Annotated in this window: 1 protein-coding gene and 1 pseudogene; one reads left to right on the top strand and one right to left on the bottom strand. The window is 45.6% G+C overall.

The annotated features are described in order from the left end of the window. Positions 1–1,090, top strand: a 1,090-nt coding sequence (locus AB1287_RS22300; RefSeq protein ID WP_435619142.1) for a hypothetical protein, incomplete at its 5' end; no start/stop codon positions are given. An 88-nt stretch (positions 1,091–1,178) separates the two neighbouring features. Here AB1287_RS22300 and AB1287_RS22295 read toward each other — a convergent pair. Beyond that, positions 1,179–1,687 (bottom strand): annotated as a pseudogene (locus tag AB1287_RS22295) (hypothetical protein); the annotation flags it as partial.

Genomic DNA, 1,687 nt, shown 5'->3' with positions numbered 1-1,687 from the left:
AGATTATCCGTGGCGATTCAAGTTGTTTGGCAACGACCGCGAGGCATACCTTAGCCGTAAGGATCGCTACCATTATCTGACGGATATTTTCACCAAGCGTAAAAGTTACTCATTTGATAAACTGATTGGGATTGCCATTGATCGTGGGCAGCATGCCAAACATGAGCAGTCTAAACGTGATATCCCTAACGCTGCTTTCAGGGAACGGGTTGTGAGTGTATGGGACAACCTTGAGCCGCTTGAAATCAATCTGGATGCACTACTTGCTTATCATCGCAAACGTTCCACTGAGAAGAACAAAATATTCATTTTTAACTTCTTGTCGCGACTGGCTGAAACAGGTGTGGATTTGGTGAAGGAATCACCGTTGATAGTGTCTTACAGGCAATCGTATAAAACCGCGTACATTGGCGGGAGATCCTTTGAGGTTGGCACTGGCTTCCAGACTCTACCGTCTAAAATGAAGTGGGCGTGTCTGGCACGTGGTGTGAACTATGACATCAAGGGATGCCAGCTTGAGATACTGCGACATGAGCTATTAAGTATTGGAATTTCGTCTAAGTCGCTGGAGGTGCTGGAAACTCAATATATCTGCCGGATATTGTGTGTTGCTGAAGAATTGGTGAAGCAATTTAGGTTCTCCAGCGTATTCAACGCCGGGTTCGTTACGCTATCGCTTAAATCCAGTACCAGACGCTTGTTGAACCGTGAGTTAGGTAAGACAGAAGCAAAGCGGGTACTGGAGCAATGGAAACGTCTTTTGAAACCTTTACGGCAAGATCTGGCTTTACTGCTGGATTATTACGAAAGCACAGCTAAAACCAATCGTTACGGTAAATGCGTTACCAATGCGGTAGGGCAACCGTTTAACATAACCTATAAAGATGTGGCAGCGCGTAAACGCAGGAAGTCAGATGTGATGCGCCGGAAGCTGCTGTCGCACATATTACAGGGGCTGGAAAGCCAGGCTGTATACGATTACGTAGCCAGCCATAAGGGCGTTTGCGCACTGGAGCACGATGGGTTTGTTTCATATGAAGATGTTACTGACTGGTCTCATCCATACCTGTTGATTGAGAAAAAGCACTAACAAGGATTAAGTTTAAGTTTTCCCAGCGAATTAGGGGGCATTTACGCCCCTCGAACAAATGCAATAGCCAATGTATAGCAGTACTTGATCAGTCTGTGAGATAGCTTTCGTCCATATCAGAATCGGCTTCAAATCTCTCCGTTCCAAAATAGAGTAGGCCCACTTGTTTTGGAGCGGCATCTAATCTATCAAGCACAGCATTAATTCGAGCACATTGCTCAGTATTGATATAGAAGCGATGATCATTTAACCAATTGCGAGGATCGTGGTAATTGTCTAACGTTGCTCCTTCCAATCTTTCGACACATTGTTCTATTCTTGAGCGGCTGCACAGACGCCTGACAGGCGGAAGTATATCGATAGTTCGATCGTCAGATACAATGATCGCAAGTCTTCGAGCGCTGTTTGTTTGTACGTAGCGTACGCCGGAATTATATCTAGAGCCCCTAGATGGTGTACATTCATCGGTAGCTTCACCATCAAGAATGATCCCGATTGCGTGGCAGAATCCCTCAGGATCGAGCAGTATTGTTCCATCGATACCGCTAACACTTTGAAGTAGTGTCTTGGTGAGCTTATGACCTGCTCCCCATTGAT

This window comes from Scandinavium sp. UTDF21-P1B, assembly GCF_040750395.1.
Taxonomy (GTDB): Bacteria; Pseudomonadota; Gammaproteobacteria; order Enterobacterales; family Enterobacteriaceae; genus Scandinavium.
Note: the sequence above shows the minus strand (reverse complement) of the source record. Positions and strands in the feature narration are given on the sequence as shown.